At 72.9% G+C, this 19,068-nt stretch carries 15 protein-coding genes; 10 read left to right on the forward strand and 5 right to left on the reverse strand.

Annotated features, from left to right (window positions below; all coding sequences use genetic code 11):
• Positions 1–7: 7 nt before the first annotated feature.
• Together C5507_RS14310 and C5507_RS14315 are read right to left on the reverse strand one after the other, a co-directional pair.
• Positions 8–1,624, reverse strand: a complete 1,617-nt coding sequence (locus C5507_RS14310) for a long-chain fatty acid--CoA ligase (protein ID WP_104529187.1) — start codon at positions 1,622–1,624, stop codon at positions 8–10.
• Between the two features lie 49 nt (positions 1,625–1,673).
• Positions 1,674–2,885 carry a cytochrome P450 gene (locus C5507_RS14315; RefSeq protein WP_242611267.1) on the reverse strand — a complete coding sequence of 404 codons (1,212 nt, stop codon included), beginning with the start codon at positions 2,883–2,885 and terminating at the stop codon, positions 1,674–1,676.
• A 132-nt stretch (positions 2,886–3,017) separates the two neighbouring features.
• Between C5507_RS14315 and C5507_RS14320 the strand changes: the two genes are divergently transcribed.
• Both C5507_RS14320 and C5507_RS14325 read left to right on the forward strand, forming a co-directional pair.
• Positions 3,018–3,947, forward strand: a complete 930-nt coding sequence (locus tag C5507_RS14320) for a DUF5926 family protein (RefSeq protein WP_104529188.1) — start codon at positions 3,018–3,020, stop codon at positions 3,945–3,947.
• Positions 3,948–4,034: 87 nt separating this feature from the next.
• Positions 4,035–4,292, forward strand: a complete 258-nt coding sequence (locus C5507_RS14325; RefSeq protein WP_130504304.1) for a hypothetical protein — start codon at positions 4,035–4,037, stop codon at positions 4,290–4,292.
• Positions 4,293–4,349: 57 nt separating this feature from the next.
• Here C5507_RS14325 and C5507_RS14330 read toward each other — a convergent pair whose 3' ends face one another.
• Positions 4,350–5,306, reverse strand: a complete 957-nt coding sequence (locus tag C5507_RS14330) for an excalibur calcium-binding domain-containing protein (RefSeq protein WP_211295525.1) — start codon at positions 5,304–5,306, stop codon at positions 4,350–4,352.
• Between the two features lie 652 nt (positions 5,307–5,958).
• Here C5507_RS14330 and chvE point away from each other — a divergent pair.
• The 7 genes from chvE to araA all read left to right on the forward strand — a co-directional run bounded on the left by chvE (position 5,959) and on the right by araA (position 15,092).
• Positions 5,959–7,107 carry a multiple monosaccharide ABC transporter substrate-binding protein gene (gene chvE, locus C5507_RS14335; RefSeq protein WP_104529190.1) on the forward strand — a complete coding sequence of 383 codons (1,149 nt, stop codon included), beginning with the start codon at positions 5,959–5,961 and terminating at the stop codon, positions 7,105–7,107.
• 197 nt (positions 7,108–7,304) lie between these two features.
• Complete coding sequence (gene mmsA / locus C5507_RS14340) at positions 7,305–8,843, forward strand: multiple monosaccharide ABC transporter ATP-binding protein (RefSeq protein WP_104529191.1); 1,539 nt, start codon at positions 7,305–7,307, stop codon at positions 8,841–8,843.
• On the forward strand, positions 8,840–10,105 hold the full coding sequence (gene mmsB, locus C5507_RS14345; RefSeq protein ID WP_104529192.1) for a multiple monosaccharide ABC transporter permease: 1,266 nt from the start codon (positions 8,840–8,842) through the stop codon (positions 10,103–10,105). The genes mmsA and mmsB overlap by 4 nt, the downstream gene beginning before the upstream one ends.
• A 95-nt stretch (positions 10,106–10,200) precedes the next feature.
• Positions 10,201–11,202: a LacI family DNA-binding transcriptional regulator gene (locus C5507_RS14350; RefSeq protein ID WP_104529216.1), complete on the forward strand. Its 1,002-nt coding sequence runs from the start codon at positions 10,201–10,203 to the stop codon at positions 11,200–11,202.
• 79 nt (positions 11,203–11,281) lie between these two features.
• On the forward strand, positions 11,282–12,895 hold the full coding sequence (locus C5507_RS14355; protein WP_242611269.1) for a xylulokinase: 1,614 nt from the start codon (positions 11,282–11,284) through the stop codon (positions 12,893–12,895).
• Positions 12,892–13,569, forward strand: a complete 678-nt coding sequence (locus C5507_RS14360; RefSeq protein WP_104529194.1) for an L-ribulose-5-phosphate 4-epimerase — start codon at positions 12,892–12,894, stop codon at positions 13,567–13,569. The genes C5507_RS14355 and C5507_RS14360 overlap by 4 nt, the downstream gene beginning before the upstream one ends.
• Before the next feature lie 14 nt (positions 13,570–13,583).
• Positions 13,584–15,092 (forward strand): L-arabinose isomerase, encoded by a 1,509-nt coding sequence (gene araA, locus C5507_RS14365; protein WP_242611270.1) that lies wholly within the window; start codon positions 13,584–13,586, stop codon positions 15,090–15,092.
• A gap of 71 nt (positions 15,093–15,163) precedes the next feature.
• Here araA and C5507_RS14370 read toward each other — a convergent pair whose 3' ends face one another.
• Complete coding sequence (locus tag C5507_RS14370; RefSeq protein ID WP_104529196.1) at positions 15,164–16,390, reverse strand: arginine deiminase; 1,227 nt, start codon at positions 16,388–16,390, stop codon at positions 15,164–15,166.
• 115 nt (positions 16,391–16,505) lie between these two features.
• Between C5507_RS14370 and C5507_RS14375 the strand changes: the two genes are divergently transcribed.
• On the forward strand, positions 16,506–17,273 hold the full coding sequence (locus C5507_RS14375; RefSeq protein WP_104529197.1) for an SDR family oxidoreductase: 768 nt from the start codon (positions 16,506–16,508) through the stop codon (positions 17,271–17,273).
• Between the two features lie 130 nt (positions 17,274–17,403).
• On the opposite strand, the gene C5507_RS14380 is transcribed toward C5507_RS14375, so the two are convergent.
• Positions 17,404–19,065, reverse strand: a complete 1,662-nt coding sequence (locus C5507_RS14380; RefSeq protein ID WP_104529198.1) for an FAD-binding oxidoreductase — start codon at positions 19,063–19,065, stop codon at positions 17,404–17,406.
• Positions 19,066–19,068: the final 3 nt, after the last annotated feature.

Genomic DNA, 19,068 nt, shown 5'->3' on the forward strand with positions numbered 1-19,068 from the left:
CCGGCGGTCAGCTCTTCAGCTGGTACTCCGCGAACTTCGAGCGCAGATCCTTCTTGGAGAACTTGCCGACGCTGGTCTTGGGCACCTCGTCGATGAACTCGACGGCGTCGGGCATCCACCACTTGGCCACCAGCGGCTTGAGGTGCTCGAGGATGTCCTCCTCGGTCGCGCTGGAGCCCTCGTTGAGGACGACGCAGGCCAGCGGGCGCTCGTCCCACTTCGGGTGCGGGATGCCGACGACCGCGGCCTCCTTGACCGCGGGGTGGCTCATGATCGCGTTCTCCAGGTCTACCGAGCTGATCCACTCGCCGCCGGACTTGATCAGGTCCTTGGTGCGGTCGGCGATCCGGATCGAGCCGTCGGTGTCCATGGCGGCGACGTCGCCGGTCCGCATCCAGCCGTCCGGCGTGGACAGCTCCACCCCGGCGTCGGGGGCGTAGTAGTCCTTGGCGCACCAGGGACCGCGCACCTGCAGCTCGCCGGTGGCCTGGTCGTCCCACGGCTGCGGCTCGAGGGTCTCGGAGTCGACGATGCGCGCCTCCACGCCGAACAGCGGGATGCCGGCCCGGGAGCGGCGCTCGGCCTGGGTCGCGTCGTCGGCGTCCTGGAACCGCTTCGGGAGCACGCCGGACGACGCCACCGGCGAGGTCTCGGTCATGCCCCACGCCTGCAGGATCGGGATGCCGACCTGCTCGCGGTAGGCCTCGCTCAGGGCCTTGGGCACCGCGGAACCACCGCAGCCGATGTCGCGTAGCTTGTGCGGCTTGCCGGCCAGGTGGGGGAGCACGCCCTGCCAGATGGTCGGGACGCCCGCGGTGAAGGTGACGCCCTCGTCGACGATCAGCTTCGCCAGCGCTTCGGGCTGCATCATCGGGCCGGGGAGGACCAGCGCGGAGCCCGCGGCCGGGGCGGCCTGGGCGATGCCCCACGCGTTGGCGTGGAACATCGGCACGACCGGCATCGCGACGTCGCGCACGCTCAGCCCGAACGCGTTGGGGGAGAGTGCGGCCATGGTGTGCAGCACCGTCGACCGGTGCGAGTAGACGACGCCCTTGGGGTTGCCCGTGGTGCCCGACGTGTAGCACATCGAGGCGGCCAGGCCCTCGTCGCGGACGTCGAACTCGACCGGCTCCGCCTGCGCCAGCAGGGTCTCGTAGTCGCTGATCCGCGGGTCGTCGGGGAGCTCGGCGTCCCCGCCGTCCTCCATGACGACGACGTGCCGAACCGTCTTCATCGTGTCGACCAGCGGCCAGAAGAGACCGAAGACCGAGCGGTCGACGAAGACGACCTCGTCCCCGGCGTGGTTGGCGATGTAGGTCAGCTGCTCCGGGAAGAGCCGGATGTTGAGCGTGTGCAGGACCCGGCCGGTGCACGGGGCGGCGAAGTAGAGCTCCAGGTGCCGCTGGCTGTTCCAGCCGAACGTGCCGACCCGGCCGTCGGCGCTGATGCCCAGGGTGTCCAGCACGCCGCCCAGCCGCCGGGTGCGCTGCGCCCACTCGGCGTACGTGCTGCGGGTGACGCCCTTGGGGGAGTTGGTCGCGATGGCGACGTCGCCGAAGTGCTGCTCGACGTGCCGGAAGATGGTGTCGATGGTCAGGGGGCTGTCCTGCATCAAGCCGCGCATGGCCGGATCCTGCCAGTGACCGCGCTCACGATCCAGCGGTGGCGACGGCCTACCGGCCGAGGACGACGGGCAGTGTCTCCAGGCCGCGGATGACGAACTCCGGACGGCGCACCGGCTCCGCGCCCAGCTCGAACGTCGTCGTCCGGTCCAGGAGCGCGCCGAACGAGGCCTGCAGCTCCACCCGCGCCAGCGGCGCCCCGATGCAGAAGTGGATGCCGGCGCCGAAGGTGATGTGGGGGTTCTCGGTGCGGCCGACGTCGAGGCGATCGGGCTCGGCGAACACCGCCGGGTCGCGGTTGGCCGCACCCAGCAGGGCGCCGATCTTCTGCCCCCGCTCGACGACGACGCCGCCGATCTCGACGTCCGTCGTCGCCGTCCGCTCGAACAGCTGGAGCGGCGAGTCGAAGCGGATCAGCTCCTCGATCGCGCCGGGCAGCAGCGAGCGGTCCGCGCGGAGGCGGGCGAGCTGGTCGGGGGTGCGCAGCAAGGCGAGCGTGCCGTTGCCGCTCACGTTCACCGTCGCCTCGTGGCCGGCGTTGAGCAGCAGGATGCAGGTGGTGACCAGCTCGTCCTCGGTGAGCGTGGCGCCGTCGGCGTCGCGGACGCTCACCAGGTGGCTGACCAGATCCTCGCCGGGGTTCGTCCGCCGCTCGGCAGCCAGCCCGCGCAGGTAGGCGACGAACTCCCCGGCCGCGCGCTCGGCGTCGTCCTCGACCGCCGTCGTCCGGCCGTACTCGTACATCTTCACGATCGCGTTGGACCACGGCCGCAGGAGGTGGCGGTCGGCCCCGGGCACCCCCAGCAGCTCGGCGATGACCGCGACCGGCAGCTGCTCGGCCATGCCGGACAGCAGGTCCACCGGCTCCGAGCCGGCCGAGCGCTCGACCAGCTCGTCGACCAGGGAGCGGGCCAGGTCCTCGACCCACGGGCGCAGCCGCTCGACGTGCCCGCGGGCGAAGGCGGAGCTGATCAGCCGCCGCAGCCGGGTGTGCTCGGGCGGCTCCATCTCCAGGATCGCGTTGCGGTGGATGAGGTTGAAGCTCTCGAACCCCTCGGCCGGCTGCTTGTCCGACCAGATCCGGCCCAGCCGCCGGTCGCGGAGCACCGCGTTGGACTCGGCGTGCGTGAAGGCCAGCCAGAGCCCCAGTCCCTCGTGCCACTGCACCGGCGCCGCGGCGCGGGCCCGGGCGAACGCCGGGTACGGGTCGGCGACGACGGCGGGGTCGTCGAGGTCCAGCGGTGCGGAGGCGGCCAGGGGCACGGCGACGAGCGTAGGACCGGCCCGCGCCTTCGCACTGGGCACGAGACGGCGCGTCCCCTGCTCGTCAGGGCGGCGACGGGCGCCGGAGGCTCGTGGCGGGACGGTGCGAGCGGGCCACCTACGCTGACGGGCATGGCTTCCCGCAAGCGCTCCTCCGCCCCCGCCGCCGCGCCCGAGGGCATCAACCCCAAGGCGCCGTGCCCGTGCGGATCCGGTCGCCGGTACAAGCACTGCCACGGCTCCGGCTACGCCCCGCCGGTCATCCGGCCGTTCGAGGGCCTGCCCGGCGAGGCGGACTGGGTCGCCCTCCGCGAACTGGTCCCGGCCGCGACGGCCAAGCTGCGGACGACGGACGGCCGCGACGTCACGCTGGCCAGCGTGCTGCCCGGTGGCGCGCCGGCGCTGGTGCGGGCCAACGGCGAGATCATGCTCGGCGCGCAGCTGCCGACCTCGTCCGACGACGTGAGCCGCGACCTGGGCACCGCGCTGGCCGCCGCGCTCGAGGCCCCCAAGGGCGCGCCGGTGGACCCGGGCCCGGTCGGCGGCGCCGGTTCGGCCGGCCCGCGGCTGCAGGAGCTGCTCGACCCGTCCGCTCCGCTCGACGTGACCGTGCACGACACCTTCGACTTCTGGCTGGAGGGCACCGAGCCGGGAGCCGCTGCGCGGGCGGGGCTGCAGCAGGCCAACGAGGCGATCCTGCCCACCGTGCGCCTGGAGGGGCTCGAGGCCGCCTACTGGGTGCGCCCGGGCAACGAGCGCGCCCACCTGCGCTGGGTCCGGCCGGAGAAGGAGGAGCAGCTGCTCGACGCGCTCGCCCGCCTCTCGGCCGCCGAGCGGATCCTGCTGGGCGAGGGCACCCGCTACGCCGGCGCCTTCCGCGCCCACGGCCTCGTCGTCCCGGTGTGGGACCTGCCGGCCGACACCCCGGCCGAGGACTGGACCGCCCCGGCGACGGAGTTCCAGGCCCGCCTGGAGAAGGCGCTGACCGTCACCACGCCGCTGGACGCCGACGAGCGGCGCGCCCGGGCGGGGCTGCTGTCCCGCCAGATCACCCTCCGTTGAGCCGGTCGTCCCCGCGCCGCACGCAGGTTGGGGCGCGGGGACGACGGCGAGGTGAGGGAGCGACCCGGCCCGGGTACGCCCAGCGCCATGGACGACCCACGACGCACTCCCGGCGTGGGGGACCGGGACCGGCGCCCCGACGCCACGACCGCCGACGCGTTCGCCCCGCCTCCGGGGACGCGGCGGACCGTGCTGACCTTCGTGGCCGCCCTCGTCTTCGTCGTCTGCGGCGTAGCAGGGGTGCTGTCGTTCTTCACCGAGTTCCCGGTCGGCTACCGGGTGCTCATCCTGGCGGTTGCGCTGGGCGCGGGTGCCGCCCTGGTCGCGCTGCGCCGCATGCGCTGAGAACGCGTCCGCCGGTGACGCCTGGGGAGGGCGTCACCGGCGGACGGTGTCAGGGGATCAGCTGCGGCGACGCGCGCCGGCCACGAGCAGGCCGCCCGCCGCCAGCATGGCGGCGCCGGCACCGGCGAACGGCCCGACGTCGAAGCCGGTGTAGGCCAGCTGTGCCTGCGGCTTCGGCGAGTGGGTCACGGCCACGGCGTCCTGCTCGCAGCCGACGCCGTCGTCGTCGCTGTCCAGGTGGGCCCCGTAGCCGGGCTGCCCGGCGTGCACGGGAGCGGCGCCCTTGGCGCGGGCGTCGTCACAGTTGGCGTAGTGCACCGCGTGCTGGGCGGGCTGGGCGGCCGGCTCGGGCGCCGGCGGCTCCTCCTCGGCCGGGGGCGAGGTCGGGACCGGCAGGCAGCCGGCGATCCCCTCGATCGCGGCGGGCAGCTCCTCGCCGAGCTCAGCAGCGAGATCCGGGACGCTCTGGACGCGCGCCGGCAGCGTTCCCACGAAGGTCGGCAGGGTGGTCGGGTCCGTCAGCGCGACCTGGATGTCCGCAGCGAGCTCCTCGGCGGCCCCGCCGAGCGACTCCTCGAGGAGGGCGAGCAGGTCCTCGATGTGGGTCGCGATGCACTCGCCCACGGCCGCCGGGTCCGGAGGCGAGTCACTGCTCGGGGCAGGCGTCTGCTCGCCGGACTCCTGCTCGCCGGTCTGCTGGCCCCCGGTCTCCTCGGTCGACGAGGTGCCGACGGGCTCCTGCGCGGGTAGCTCCTGGGGGCCGGTGTAGGCCGGTTCCGCGTCGCTGGGCCCGGTCAGCCCGTCCTGCGCCTGGTCGCCGGTGCCCGTCGGCTCGGCGGCAGGCGCCTGTGGTGCCGGCTCCTGCGTCTCGCACCCGGGGAGCGGGACGCCGAGCGGGCAGGCGGGCGGCGACGCACCCTCGGTCCCGCCCTCGGCGGAGGCGACGCCGGACCAGAGCAGCACCATGGCGAGTGCCGTGAGCAGGGCGAACGGCAACCTGAGCAGTGCGGACAAGGGGTCCCCCGGGAGTTCGCTGACGAATCCCGTGCAGTGCACCACCGGTTACAGGTATCTCGCAGGGCCCCGTGACAACGGAGCCGAAGAGTCCCGTGGGTCGTGACAGCATGTGACGGAGCGGTCCGCTCTGTGTGTAGAGGCTCCAGATGGGCTGCCGGAAGAAATGGGTGCCCTGGCGCAGGGTCGTCACCGAGATCCGCTCGTCATCGGCGTGCAGTGCGGCGAGCTCCTCGCGGCTGAGCTCGGTGCGCTCAGGCGCTGTCGGGGATCTGGCCGACGTGCCGCGAGTGGCCGGCCTGCACCCTCAGGTGCGGCACGCCCGCGGCGTCCGGGTAGGCGGTCCACTCCGCTGCGCTGATCAGGGCAGCGCCTCGTTGTCCGAGCGCGCACCGGCAACGGGCCGCTGCCCCACACGGTGCGCGCGGGCGATCCGGTGGCCACGCCGGCCACCGGATGTCCTCGTACGCGCCGCTCCCCGAGCGGGTGCGTCGACTCGACGCCCTGGTGAACCGGGCGTTACGGGAATGTGACGTGGGGAGAGGGACCCGAGGGGTTGACGGCGCCCGGTGTTAGCGCTCACATTTGCCTCGCTCGCGTTCGCGAGCTACGCCGCACCAGCGGCGGCGGACGTCTCAACGAGGAGAGCAACGTGAGCAGGAAGTTCGGCCTGACCGCCGTGAGCGCCGTTCTGGCGCTCACGCTGGCGGCATGTGGCGGCGAGGGTGCCGGGAGCACCTCGGACACCAGCAACGCCGACCCGGAAGACCTGTCGATCGGCGTCGCGATGCCGACCGAGACCTCCGAGCGCTGGATCGCCGACGGTGCCAACGTGGAGAGCCAGCTCGAGGAGGCCGGTTACACGGTCGACCTCCAGTTCGCCGGTGACGACATCCCCACCCAGTCCCGCCAGGTCGACCAGATGATCACCGATGGCGTCGATGCGCTGATCATCGCCGCCATCGACGGCACCGCGCTGGCCCCCCAGCTGGAGGCGGCCGCTGCGGAGGGCATCCCGGTCATCGCCTACGACCGGCTGATCCGGGACAGCGACAACGTCGACTTCTACGTCACGTTCGACAACTTCGAGGTGGGCGTGGCCCAGGCCAACGCGCTGCTCACCGGGTTGGGCCTGCTCACCGCGGACGGCTCCGAGGGCGAGGCCGCCGGCCCGTTCAACATCGAGCTGTTCGCCGGCTCCCTGGACGACAACAACGCCTTCTTCTTCTTCGACGGCGCCATGTCGGTCCTGCAGCCGCTGATCGACGACGGGACGCTGGTCGTCCCCTCGGGCCAGACCAAGATCGAGCAGGTCGCCACGCTGCGCTGGTCGCAGGAGGCCGCCCAGACCCGCATGGAGACGCTGCTGACCTCGGTCTACGACGACGGCACCGTGCTCAACGGTGTGCTGGCGCCGTACGACGGCATCTCCCGCGGCATCATCACCGCCCTGCAGAACGGCGGCTACGGCCCGGGCCTCGACGCCGCCCGGCCGCTGCCCGTGGTCACCGGTCAGGACGCCGAGATCGCCTCGGTGAAGCTGATCGCCGACGGCGTCCAGAGCTCGACCATCTTCAAGGACACCCGGCTCCTGGCCGAGCAGGCAGTCGCCGCCGCCGAGGCGTTCCTCGAGGGCAACGAGCCCGAGCCCAACAACACCGAGGACTACGACAACGGCGTCAAGATCGTCCCGTCCTACCTCCTCCCGGTCGAGACGGTCTTCGCGGACGACATCCAGTCCGTGCTGATCGACTCGGAGTACTACTCGGCCGCCGAGGTCGAGGCCGGCCAGGCCGACTGACCGCACCAGGACCGGCCGGGTCCGGTGGCGATACCGCTGCCGGGCCCGGCCGCACCACCCGCCGGGCCGCACCCCCGCCCCGGCAGGTCTGCGGCCGACGGACCTGCCGGTCGGCCTGACGGGCCCACATACTGCACATCGCGTGCACCCGTTACGGCCCCGTACGCGCAACCACGAGCTTGAGGACGACGGAGTCCATGGACGACAACATCCTGGAGATGCGCTCGATCACCAAGACGTTCCCCGGCGTGAAGGCCCTCGAGGACGTCACCCTCTCAGTCCGCCGGGGGGAGATCCACGCGATCTGCGGTGAGAACGGCGCGGGGAAGTCCACGCTGATGAAGGTGCTGTCCGGGGTCTACCCGGCCGGTCAGTACGACGGCGAGATCGTCCTCGACGGCCGGGTGAGCACCTTCGGCGGGATCCGCGACTCCGAGCACGCCGGCATCGTGATCATCCACCAGGAGCTGGCGCTGGTGCCCTACCTCTCGATCGCCGAGAACATCTTCCTCGGGAGCGAGAAGCGCGGGCGTTTCGGGCTCATCGACTGGAACCTGGCCAACGCCGAGGCGGGTCGGCTGCTGCGCGAGGTCGGGCTCGACGAGAGCCCGGTGACCCCGGTCGGCACGCTCGGTGTGGGCAAGCAGCAGCTGGTGGAGATCGCCAAGGCGCTCTCCAAGGACGTCAAGCTGCTCATCCTGGACGAGCCGACCGCGGCGCTGAACGACACCGACTCCGCACATCTGCTCGGGCTGATCCGGGGGCTCAGGGAACGTGGCATCACCTCGATCATCATCTCGCACAAGCTCAACGAGATCGTCTCCATCGCCGACCACACGACCGTGATCCGCGACGGGCGCACGGTCGAGACCCTGGACATGGCCGACCCCGCCGTCGACGTCGACCGCATCATCCGCGGCATGGTCGGCCGGGACCTGGAGTCCTACTACCCGGAGCGCGAGTCGCGCCCCGGTGAGGAGGTTCTCCGGGTCGAGGACTGGACGGTCCGGCACCCGACCCACGACCGGCTCGTGGTCGACTCCGCCGGCTTCGACGTGCGGGCCGGCGAGGTCGTCGGCATCGCCGGGCTGATGGGTGCCGGGCGCACCGAGCTGGCGATGAGCATCTTCGGCCGCTCCTACGGGAACTTCGTCCGTGGACGGATCTTCCTGCGCGGCGAGGAGATCCGGCTCCGCACCGTCGCCGAGGCCATCGACGCCGGCATCGCCTACGCCACCGAGGACCGCAAGCGGTACGGCCTCAACCTCATCGACGACATCTCCCGGAACGTCTCCGGCGCCGCCCTGGGCAAGCTGTCGAGCCGCGGTTTCGTGGACGCGAACGAGGAGGCCAAGGCGGCGGAGGAGTACCGCACCTCGATGAACATCAAGGCGCCGACGGTGAAGTCGATCGTCGGCAAGCTCTCCGGCGGCAACCAGCAGAAGGTCGTGCTGTCCAAGTGGCTGCTGACCGACCCCGACGTGCTGATCCTGGACGAGCCCACCCGCGGCATCGACGTCGGCGCGAAGTACGAGATCTACACGATCATCAACCGTCTCGTGGCCGCCGGGAAGGCCGTGGTGGTCATCTCCTCCGAGCTGCCCGAGCTGCTCGGCATCTGCGATCGCGTCTTCACCCTGTCGGCCGGCCGGATCACCGGTCAGCTACCCGTCCGCGAGGCCACCCAGGAGCGCCTCATGACCCTCATGACCCAGGAGAAGGAACTCGTCGGATGACTCGCACCGTGGGCCCCTCCTCGCAGCCGGAAGCCGAGAGCGCGACCTCGCCGAAGGACGTCGCCCCGGCGGTGGCGCTGCACACCGGCACCAGCGATCTGCGGGCGCTGTTCACCCGGAACCTCCGGACCAGCGGTATCTACATCGCGTTCGTCGCCATCGTCGCGCTCTTCGCGGTGCTGACCGACGGCCGGTCGCTCTCGCCGGGCAACATCACCAACGTCGTCCTGCAGTACAGCTACATCCTGATCCTGGCCATCGGCATGGTCATGATCATCGTGGCCGGGCACATCGACCTGTCGGTCGGCTCGGTCGTGGCGCTCACCGGCGCGGTGTCGGCGATCCTGGTGATCCAGCAGGGGCAGCCGTGGTGGGTCGGCATCGTCGCCGCCCTGGCGACCGGACTGCTGATCGGGGCGTGGCAGGGCTTCTGGGTGGCCTACGTCGGCATCCCGGCGTTCATCGTGACGTTGGCCGGCATGCTGCTGTTCCGCGGCCTCACCCTCGAGGTGCTGGGCAACATCTCGCTGTCGCCTTTCCCGTCCGAGTACGGACGGATCGCCTCGGGCTTCCTCAACGGCCTGATCGGCGGGAACGGCTACGACGCCTTCACGCTGCTGATCTTCGGCATCGCCGTCGTCGGCTACGCGGTCAGCCAGTACCGCACCCGCGTGGCCCGGCTGCGCTACCAGCAGCCGGTGGAGTCCTTCCCCCTGTTCGTGGCGAAGATCCTCGCCGTCGCCGCCGTGGTCATGGCTTTCGCGTGGCAGCTGGCCAACGCCCGCGGGCTCCCCATCGTGCTGATCATCCTCGCCGTCCTGATCATGGTGTACGGCGTGGTCACGCGGCGGACCGTGTTCGGCCGCCAGGTGTACGCCATCGGCGGCAACCTGGCCGCGGCGACCCTGTCCGGCGTGAAGGTGCGGGCGGTCAACTTCTGGCTCTTCGTCAACATGGGCTTGCTCGCAGCCATCGCCGGGATCGTCTTCTCGTCCCGGTCCAACGGTGCCCAGCCCTCGGCCGGCCAGATGTTCGAGCTCGACGCCATCGCCGCCGCCTTCATCGGCGGCGCGGCCGTGACCGGTGGTGTGGGCACCGTGGTCGGCGCCATGGTGGGTGGGCTGATCATGGCGGTGATGACCAACGGCATGACGATCATGGGCGTCGACCAGTCGGTGCAGTCCGTGGTCAAGGGGCTGGTGCTGCTGCTGGCGGTCGCCTTCGACGTGTACAACAAGCGGCGAGCCGGGGCCTCCCGCTGACCGCCGAGCCGGTCGCCGCGGTCGCGGGTCGCGGCGACCGGTCCAGGCGACGGGGAGCTGCGGCGGTCTCCGAGGGCACGGTGCGTGCCCTGGCGATGAGCGACGTCGCCGCGCTGGCCGGGGTGTCGCACCAGACCGTGTCGCGGGTGGTCAACGGCCACCCCAACGTCGCGCCGCACACCCGGGAGCGGGTCGAGCGGGCCATCGCGGAGCTGGGCTACCGACCCAACGCTTCCGCCCGTGCCCTGGTCGCCGGGTCGACACGCACGCTCGGCCTGGTCACCGTCAAGATCAACCAGTACGGGCCGGCGCAGACCATGCTCGGCCTGGAGAAGGCCGCCCGGGCGGCGGGCTACTCGCTGACCGTCTCCATCCTGGACGACGCGACGGCGGCGGCCATGCGCGCGGCCGTGGACACCTTCGTGGCCCAGCGCGTCGACGGCATCCTGGCGCTGTCCACCTACGACGACGCCGCCGCGGCGCTGGCCACCCTGGACCCGCCGGTGCCGCTGGTGGCCGTCCAGGTCGGCGGCGGCGAGGACCGGCCGGCGGTCGGCGTGGACCAGGAGACCGGCGCCCGGCTGGCTGTCCGCCACCTGCTGGCGCTCGGCCACCGAACGGTGCACCACGTGGCCGGGCCGGCCGACTCGCAGGAGGCGCGCGGCCGCATGGCCGGGTGGCGCTCGGAGCTGGAGTCGGCCGGCGCCCCGGTGCCCGAGGTGGTGCTGCGCGGGGACTGGACCCCCTCGTCGGGCTATCTGGCCGGGAAGGCGCTGGCCGCCCGCATCCGGGGCGGCGAGGAGGTCACCGCGATCTTCGCGGCGAACGACCAGATGGCCCTGGGCCTGCTCGCCGCGCTCCACGAGGGCGGGATCCGCGTCCCGGAGGACGTCAGCGTGGTCGGCTTCGACGACCTGCCCGAGGCGCCGTACTTCACCCCGCCGTTGACCACCGTGCGGCAGGACTTCGCCGAGCTCGGCCGGCGGGGGGTCCAGCTCGTCCTGTCCCGCATGAGGGGTGAGGACCAGCACCCCGAGCCCGTGGCGCCCGCCCTGCTGGTGCGGTCCAGCACCGGTCCGGCGCCGGGGCGGGCATGACGTCCCGGACGCTGTTAGCGCTAACATCGACGCACTCGGGCAGGCGGGAAGGGCTCCTGGAATGACGACGGACGCAGGCATGACTCCCGTCGAGGCCATCACCAGCGGGCGCACGGCCCTGGGCATCGAACTCGGGTCGACCCGCATCAAGGCGGTGCTGATCGGGCCGGACCACGCCCCGCTCGCCGTCGGCAGCTCCGACTGGGAGAACCGGTTCGTCGACCGGCTGTGGACGTATCCGCTGGAAGCCGTCTGGTCCGGGGTGCAGCACAGCGTCGCGGCCCTCGGCGAGGACGTGCTGCGTCGTCACGGGGTCGAGCTGACGTCGGTCGGCGGTCTCGGGGTGTCGGCGATGATGCACGGATACCTCGCGTTCGACGCCGAGGGGGAGCTGCTCACGCCGTTCCGCACGTGGCGGAACACCAACACCGGGCCGGCGGCGGAGCGGCTCACCGCGGAGTTCGGCGTCAACATCCCGCACCGGTGGAGCGTCGCGCACCTGTACCAGGCCGTCCTCGACGGCGAGGAGCACGTCAGCCGGCTGGACCACCTGACGACGCTGGCCGGGTACGTGCACTGGCAGCTGACCGGCCGGAAGGTCCTCGGCATCGGGGACGCCAGCGGCATGGTCCCGATCGATGCCACTACCGGTGGCTACGACGGCGCGACGCTCACCCGGTTCGACCAGCTGGCGGCCGAGGCCGGCGTCGAGCTGACCCTGGCCGACCTGCTGCCGGCCGTCGCGCGCGCGGGTGAGCCGGCCGGCACGCTCACCGAGGCGGGCGCGCGGCTGCTCGACCCGAGTGGTCGACTGCGCCCCGGCGTCCCGGTCTGCCCCCCGGAGGGGGATGCGGGCACGGGGATGGTCGCCACGAACTCGGTCGCACCGCGGACCGGCAACGTGTCGGCCGGGACGAGCATCTTCGCGATGGTGGTGCTCGAGGAGGAGCTGGGCGGCGTGCACCGCGAGCTGGACCTGGTCACCACCCCGGCCGGGGACCCGGTGGCGATGGTGCACTGCAACAACGGCGCCAGCGAGCTCGAGGCGTGGGTCGGGCTGTTCACCGAGTTCGCCGGCGCGCTGGGCGCCGCGGCCGAGTCGTCGAAGGTCTTCGAGGTGCTGTTCGCCGCCGCGCTGGACGGTGCGAGCGACTGCGGCGGGATGCTCGCCTACAACTACCTCTCCGGGGAGCCCATCACCGGCCTCGAGGAGGGGCGGCCGCTCTTCCTGCGTGCCCCCGACAGCACGTTCGACCTCGGTACGTTCATGCGCACGCACCTCTTCTCGTCCCTGGCCACGCTGCGGATCGGCATGGACGTGCTGCAGCGGGCCGAGGGCGTCCGGCTGGACCGGATGTTCGCGCACGGCGGCCTGTTCCGGACCGAGGGCGTGGGGCAGCGCTTCCTGGCCGCAGCCATCGACACGCCGGTCTCCGTCGGCGACGTCGCCGCCGAGGGAGGCGCGTGGGGCATGGCGGTCCTGGCCGCCTTCGCCGTCCGCCGCTCACCGGACCAGGACCTCGCCGGCTACCTCGGCAGCGCCGTCTTCGCCGGCAGCGACCTGCGGGCCGTCGAGCCGGACCCCGCCGACGTCGCGGGCTTCGACGCGTTCATGCAACGGTACGTCGCCGCCCTGCCGGTGCAGCGGGCCGCCGTGGAGCACCTGGACCCTGCCCGAGGAGTGGACCGATGACCGACACCCCGACCGAGCGCGGCACCCACCGCGAGCTGCGGGAGCACGTCGCCGCGCTGCACGCCGAGCTGACCCGCTACGCCCTCGTGACGTGGACGGCGGGCAACGTGTCGGCCCGGGTGCCCGGTGCCGAGCTGTTCGTCATCAAGGGCAGCGGCGTCTCCTACGACGAGCTGACCTGGGAGGGCATCACCGTCTGCGACCTGGACGGGAATGTCGTCGACGGGGTGAAGGCGCCGTCGTCGGACACCGCCGCGCACGCCTACGTCTACCGGAACCGGCCCGACGTCGGCGGCCAGGTGCACACGCACAGCCCGTACGCGGCGGCCTGGGCGGCGCGCGGCGAGGAGATCCCGTGCGTGCTGACCGCGATGGCCGACGAGTTCGGCGGGCCCGTCCCGGTCGGCCCGTTCGCGCTGATCGGCGACGACTCGATCGGCCAGGGCGTCGTCGCGACGCTGGAGGACTCCCGGTCGCCCGCGGTGCTCATGCAGAACCACGGCGTCTTCACGATCGGGCGGGACGCGAAGGCGGCGGTGAAGGCGGCCGTCATGACCGAGGACGTCGCCCGCACCGTGCACCTCTCGCGCCAGCTCGGTGAGCCGATCCCGATCGCGCAGGCCGACATCGACTCGCTCTACGCCCGCTACCAGAACGTGTACGGACAACGCTGATGGAGGACTTCCCTGTGACTGCCCCGTTCGAAGGCCGCGAGGTCTGGTTCCTGACCGGCAGTCAGGGGCTGTACGGCGACGAGACCCTCCAGCAGGTCGCCGAGCAGTCCCAGCGCGTCGCCGCCGCCCTCGACGAGGCCGGGGAGGTGCCGGTCCGCGTGGTCTGGAAGCCGGTGCTGAAGGACGCGGGCGCCGTCCGCCGGATCATGGGCGAGGCCAACGAGGACCCCTCCTGCCTGGGCGTCATCACCTGGATGCACACCTTCTCCCCGGCCAAGATGTGGATCTCGGGGCTGGACGCGCTGCGCAAGCCGCTGCTGCACCTGCACACCCAGGCCGACGCCGCCCTGCCCTGGGCGACGATCGACATGGACTTCATGAACCTCAACCAGGCCGCGCACGGCGACCGGGAGTACGGGTTCGTGCTCACCCGCCTGCGGGTGCCGCGGACCACGGTGTCCGGCCACGTCTCCAACCCGCGGGTGCGGGCCCGGGTGGGCTCGTGGGCGCGTGCCGCAGCCGGTGCCGCCGCGGCCCGGGACCTGAAGCTGGCCCGGTTCGGCGACAACATGCGCGACGTCGCGGTGACCGAGGGGGACAAGGTCGAGGCGGAGATCCGCTTCGGCATGTCGGTGAACACGTGGGGCGTCAACGACCTGGTGGCCGTGGTCGACGCGGTGCAGGACTCCGCCGTCGACGAGCTGGTCGCTGAGTACGCCGACCTGTACGAGATGTCGCCCGACGTCCTGCCCGGCGGCGCGAAGCACGACGCCGTCCGCTACCAGGCACGGATCGAGGCCGCGCTGCGCTCGTTCCTGGTCGAGGGTGGCTTCGGCGCGTTCACCACCAACTTCGAGGACCTCGGTGGACTGCGCCAGCTCCCCGGTCTCGCCGTCCAGCGGCTGATGGCCGACGGCTACGGCTTCGGCGGCGAGGGGGACTGGAAGACCTCGGCGCTGCTGCGGGTGCTCAAGGTCGCCGGCGCCGGGCTGCCGGGCGGGACGTCGTTCATGGAGGACTACACGTACGACCTGGCGGTGGGCAGCGAGAAGATCCTCGGCGCCCACATGCTCGAGGTCTGCCCGACCATCTCCGGCGGGAAGCCCCGGCTGGAGGTGCACCCGCTCGGCATCGGCGGCCGGGAGGACCCGGCCCGGCTGGTGTTCGACGCGGCCCCCGCGGCCGGCGTCGTCGTCGGCTGGTCCGACCTCGGCGACCGGTTCCGCTGGGTGGCCAACGAGATCGATGTCGTCGAGCCGTCGGAGCCGCTGCCCAACCTCCCGGTAGCCCGCGCCGTCTGGCAGCCCCGACCGGACTTCGCCACGGCGACCGAAGGCTGGCTCACCGCCGGCGGCCCGCACCACACGGTGCTGACCACCCAGCTGGGCGCCGACGAGCTGACCGATCTGGCCGACGTCTTCTCCACCGAGCTGGTGCTCATCGATGCCGGCACCACGCGGCGGTCACTGGCCAAGGAGCTGCGCTGGAGTGCCGCCTACCACCGGCTCAACCAGCGCCTCTGACGAAGGACCCCGCTGCCCCCCCACCGCTCACGGGCTCGCGGCGGGCCCCTGCAGCGGGGCCGTTCCACACGTCACAGCGGGTCGCGGGCGACCGGGCAGGCCATGCAGCGCGGGCCACCGCGACCGCTGCCGAGCTCGGAGCCCGCGATCCGCACCACCTCGATGCCGGCCGCCTCCAGCGCGGCGTTGGTGACGGTGTTCCGCTCGTAGGCGACCGTGAGCCGCGGCGCGAGCGCCAGGGTGTTGTTGCCGTCGTCCCACTGCTCGCGCTCGGCGGTCACCGGATCCAGGCCGGTGTCGATCACCCGCAGCCGGTCGATGCCCATCGCTGCGGCGGCCGCGGTGACGAACGGCTGGGGCCCGGTGACGGCGAGGTCGATGGTGTCGGCGTCGTCGGCCACCCCGTACGGCGCGCGCACCGTCCAGGCGACCAGCGAGTCGGCCACCGCCGGGTACATGACCATCGCGTCGAGGTCGACCATCGTGGCGATCGTGTCCAGGTGCATGGTGGCCCGCTCCTGCGCGATCGGGACGACGAGCACGGTGTGCGCCAGCTCGCGGGCGAACAGCCGGCGCGCGAGCCGCTCGGCGCCGCCGGGCGTCGTCCGTTCGCCCACCCCGACGGCGACCACCCCCGGCGCGAGCAGCAGGACGTCGCCGCCCTCGAGGTGCTCCAGGTTCGCCGCGTAGAGCTGCTCGGTGCCGGCGAAGCGGGGGTGGTGGGTGTAGATGGCGGCGGTGATCGTGCTCTCCCGGCGCCGGGCCGGCATCGCCAGGGACGTCACGGCCACCTCGTCGCCGATCCACACCGAGGAGTCTCGGGTGAACAGCAGGTTCGGCAGCGGCGGCACGACGAAGTCCGAGCGGTCCATCAGCTGGTAGGCCAGCCCGTGCCCGCGCAGCTCGTCGTGCGCCAGCCCGGCGATCAGGGTGGCGGCGAGGTCCTCCGGTGAGAGCCAGGCCAGGTGCCGGGTGGCGTCGCGCTGCAGGGTGGCGCCCAGCCGGGGGTCGTCGACGGCCGCGCCGATCAGCTCCGCGCGGGCAGCCGGGAAGGAGAGGATCTCGGCCAGCAGGGCGTCCAGGTGCAGCACCTCGACGCCGCGGTCGGTGAGCGCCTGGGCGAAAGCGTCGTGCTCCTCCTGCGCGCGGTCCACCCACGGGACGCCGTCGAAGAGCAGCTGGTCGTTGTTGCGGGGGGTCAGCCGCCGCAGCTCGGGGCCGGGCCGGTGCAGCATCACGGTCTGCAGCGGCCCGACCTCGCTGGTGGCGCCCAGGGACGGCGCGGCGGACTCGATCATGGTCGCAGGCTGGCACACCAGCGCCGCCCGGCGCTCGGTCCGGAGCCGGAAACCGCCTGGCTAGGGTGCCCCCGGGGCCGGTGTGCCGGCCCGGACGCCGACTGCGGAGGTACCCGTGCACCTGTTCGACCTGACCGGCAAGGTGGCTGTCGTCACCGGTGGCACCCGGGGCATCGGCCTCATGATGGCCCGCGGGCTGCTGCAGGCCGGCGCATCGGTGTACATCAGCTCCCGCAAGGCCGAGGCCGGCGACGCCGCCGTCGCCGAGCTGCAGGAGTTCGGGAGGGTCGTCTCGATCCCCGCCGACCTCTCCACCGAGGCCGAGTGCGTGCGGCTGGCCGAGGAGGTCGGGAAGCACGAGCAGCGGATCGACGTCCTGGTCAACAACGCCGGCGCCAACTGGGGCGAGCCGCTGGAGACCTTCCCCGCCTCGGCGTGGGACAAGGTGCTCGACCTGAACCTGAAGTCGCCGTTCTTCCTCACCCGCGCGTTCCTGCCGCTGCTGGAGGCCGCCGGTGCCCCGGGCGAGCCGGCCCGCGTGGTCAACGTCGGCAGCATCGACGGCCTGCACGTGCCCGGCCTGCCCACCTACTCCTACTCCTCGTCCAAGGCGGCGCTGCACCACCTCACCCGCGTGCTGGCGCAGGAGCTGGGCCGCCGGAACATCACGGTCAACGCCGTGGCCCCCGGCCCGTTCGAGTCCAAGATGATGGCGGCCACGCTGGAGGCCTTCGGCGACGCCATCGCGGAGAAGGCGCCCCTGGGTCGCATCGGCCGCCCCGACGACATGGCCGGCGTCGTCGTCTACCTGTCCTCGCGGGCCGGCTCGTACGTGACCGGCGCCGTCATCCCCGTCGACGGCGGCCTCGCGACCACCGTCTGAGCCGCCTCCGCCCAGCCCGATCCGGGCACCACGTCGCCGTGGTCGGCCCACGAACGAGCCCAGGCATGGGAAGCGATGCACCCGTTGTGCGCGTCGAGGCGGGTGTATCGCTTCCCATGCCTGGAGCTCGTCAGTCGGGGAGCAGGACGCCGGGGTTGCAGATGCCCTTCGGGTCCAGCCGCTCCTTGACCGCCCGCAGCACCTCGACGCCGAGCGGGCCGACCTCGCGCTCCAGCCACGGGCGGTGGTCGGCGCCGACGGCGTGGTGGTGGGTGAGCGTGCCGCCCGCGGCCAGCAGCGCGTCGGTGGCGGCCCGCTTCGCCGTCAGCCACTGCTGGATGGGCAGCGCGTCGTCGCGGTCGGCGATCACCGTGAAGTACAGCGAGCCGCCGGTCGGGTAGCCGTGCGAGAGGTGGGTCATCACCAGCGGCTGGTGGCCGCCGCGGGTCAGCGACTCGCGCAGCGCCCGGCGCACGGAGTCGTAGACGGTGGGCAGCGCCGTCCAGGTGGCGGCGGTCTCCAGCGTCTCGACCATGAGCCCGCCGTCCAGCAGCCGGTCGCGGGTGTACGGGCCGCTGTAGCGGTGCGAGCGCCACGACTCGCCCACCCGGCGGCCGAGCCGCACGGCGCCGCCGTCGCGCAGCAGGGACGACGCGGCGCGCATGCGGGCGCGCACCACGTCGGGGACGCCCTCCCAGCCGACGACGAGCATGCAGCCGTCGCCCCGGCCGCGGGCCCGCAGGCTGCCGCGCAGCGCCTTGGCCCCGGCGCCGCCGGCCATGAGCAGGTTCGCGCGCGTCTCGTCGGCGTCGGACAGCCGCACGACGTCGGGCAGCAGGTCGAGGCGGGCGAGGTTCTGCAGCGCCGCCAACCCGGCCGGCCAGGTGCGGAACGACCAGCCCTCGTAGGAGCAGACCGACGGCTTGGGGCGCACCCGCAGCTTCAGCTCGGTGATGACGCCGAGGGTGCCCTCCGAGCCCAGCGCCAGGCCCAGCAGGTCGGGACCGGCGGCGGAGGCGGGGGCGTGACCGAGCTCCAGCACGCCCGACGGCGTGGCCAGCGTCAGGCCGGCGACCAGGTCGTCGAAGCGGCCGACGCCGGTGGACGCCTGCCCGGCCGACCGGGTCGCCGCGTACCCGCCGAGCGTGGCGAACTCCCAGCTCTGCGGCAGGTGCCCGAAGGTCAGCCCCTGGCGGCCGAGCTCCTGCTCCAGGGCCGGCCCCCGCATGCCCGGCCCGACGGTGACCATCGACGACGGCACGTCCAGCGCCTGGACCGACGACATGCGGGCCAGGTCGACGGCGATCGTCGGCCGGTCGTCCGGGTCCACCCCGGCGAGCCCGCCGACGACGCTGGTGCCGCCACCGAACGGCACGACGACGACGCCGAGCTCGCTGCAGGTGGCCAGCAGCGCCGCCGTCTCCTCCGTGGTGCCGGGCAGGACCACCGCGTCGGGCGCGTCCGAGGCGTCGCCCTCCCGCCGGCGCAGCAGGTCCAGGTAGCTCTTGCCGCCGGCCCGGCGCAGCCGCGACTCGCGGTCGGTGCGGACGTTGTCGGCCCCGAGCAGCGCGACCAGCGCGTCCTGCGCGGCCTCCGGGAGCCGGCTGGGGGCCAGCCGGATCTCCTCGACCGGCACCGGCGGCGTCGCGCGCGGCGTCCAGCCCAGCTCCCGGGTGAGGTGTCGGCGCGCGGCCTTGGTCAGCGCGCCGTCGAGGCCGTCGCCGTCCTGCTCCGTGGCGGTCGCGGGGGCGGGGCCCCATCCCTGGATGGTCAGTTCCGGCTGCTCGGGCACGGC

It is taken from the genome of Blastococcus saxobsidens, assembly GCF_002938435.1.
Classification (GTDB): domain Bacteria; phylum Actinomycetota; class Actinomycetes; order Mycobacteriales; family Geodermatophilaceae; genus Blastococcus; species Blastococcus saxobsidens.